2 protein-coding genes are annotated in these 1,292 nt (G+C 39.8%); both read left to right on the top strand.

Translation table 11 applies throughout. The features are described 5' to 3' along the window. Positions 1 to 735: IS110 family transposase (locus ND6B_RS06945; RefSeq protein WP_033103751.1), on the top strand; the 735-nt coding region annotated here is incomplete at its 5' end. Positions 736 to 1,040: 305 nt separating this feature from the next. Beyond that, on the top strand, positions 1,041 to 1,292 hold a 252-nt coding region (locus ND6B_RS06950; RefSeq protein WP_033103646.1), incomplete at its 3' end, for an IS256 family transposase.

Raw genomic sequence — 1,292 nt, 5'->3', positions numbered from 1 at the left:
GCTAACCCTAGCAAAGCAAAAAAATATGCTGAGGCTCTAAATGTTGTTCATAAAACAGATAGGTCAGATGCGATAATGCTTGCAAGCTACGGTTATGCTAAGCAATCAACCGTTAACTTCTGGCAACCTGAAGCAAAGGAAATTAGAGAGCTTAAAGCCTTACTGCGTCGACTTGATGCATTGGAGTCCAATAAACAACGAGAGCAGAATCGATTAGAAGCAAGTGAGTTTAATGCGACATCTGAGCGAGTCACTCAATCATTAAAAGAAACGATTAACTTTCTAGATGATGAGATAAAAAAACTTAAGTCAGATATTGATAGTCACATAAATAGCTTTCCTGACTTAAAGAAGAATAGAACGTTACTAGAAACAATCCCCGGTATTGGGCCTGTTATGTCTCGAGAGCTGACGTATATATTCGCCGCTAAAAATTTCAGCAGAGCTAAGCAAGCTGCTGCCTACTGTGGCTTAATACCGCGGCTGCATGAGTCTGGGAAAATGAAGGGCCGTACAACTATGAGCAAGCTAGGGCCCTCAAAAATAAGAAGTAAACTTTATATGGCAGCAGTAGTCGCTGGGCAGTGGAATTATAAGATACAACAGCAAAAAATAGCCTTGCTGAATAATGGCAAAACGTCGATGCAAATCATTGGCGCCAATATGCGTAAACTCATTCATATATGTTTTGGTGTAATAAAAAATCAAGAAGCGTTTAAGCTCCAAGAAAGTTAAATACGATCTTGAAGCCTATAAAGAGAGATGGTATCTACAAAACATTCTTACCACAGAGTACACCGAGGCGCTTCGCGCTACACAGAGAAGACAAAGCAAATAAAACATGTTTTTAATCATTTTCTCTGTGTGCTCTGCCCCCTCTGTGGTAAATAAAATCTCTTCAAGATCTTTTTGCACAAAGAGGAGTAAATGAGAACATAAAACCATTAGCCCAACTGGTTAATTCGAAGCTCTAGGCTGGAGGCCGGTAGTGTTTAGAAATCTGTGTCATTTCAGTATTATTAAGAAAACAGGAGTGACACATGACTCAATCTTTCGACTTCAACAAAGCATTAGCTGAACTTCAAGCTGGTAAAGGTCTTACTGGCGAAGACGGTGTTCTAACACCATTAATCAAACAACTCACCGAAGCGGCTCTTAAAGCTGAATTAGAGCAGCATTTAGAATCTGAGACCGAAGTTAACCGTAAAAATGGTTCAACCAAAAAAACAGTTAAGTCATCCATAGGTCAATTCGAACTTGAAACGCCCAGAGACCGTTCAGGTTCGTTTGAA

Origin of the sequence: Pseudoalteromonas sp. ND6B, assembly GCF_000764215.1 — a bacterium.
GTDB classification, from domain to species: domain Bacteria; phylum Pseudomonadota; class Gammaproteobacteria; order Enterobacterales; family Alteromonadaceae; genus Pseudoalteromonas; species Pseudoalteromonas tetraodonis.
This window is presented reverse-complemented; position numbering and strand designations above follow the sequence as displayed.